Consider the following 316-nt stretch of genomic DNA (forward strand, 5'->3'; position numbering starts at 1 on the left):
GATTTACCTGATCACCGCCATTGAATCCACCGGCGACCTGACCGCCAACTGCATTGTGTCGCATCAGCCCATCAAGGGTGAGAGCTACATCCAGCGAGTCAAGGGCGGCGTCCTGGCCGATGGTATTAACTCCTTGCTGGCAGCTCTGTTTAACAGCATGCCCAACACCACTTTCAGCCAGAACAATGGCGTGATCCAGCTGACCGGTGTTGCCAGTCGCTACATTGGTTATTACATCGGTGCGGTACTGTTTATTCTGGGTATGTTCCCGATTATTGGGGGCGTACTGCAGAATATTCCCAAGCCGGTACTGGGT

The 316-nt window shown here is 53.5% G+C and carries 1 protein-coding gene; it reads left to right on the top strand.

Annotated features, from left to right (window positions below; all coding sequences use genetic code 11):
- The coding region (locus Q4563_RS18320; protein WP_303605524.1) for a solute carrier family 23 protein at positions 1-316 on the top strand (316 nt) is incomplete at both ends.

The sequence above is a fragment of the Gilvimarinus sp. 1_MG-2023 genome, from assembly GCF_030548285.1.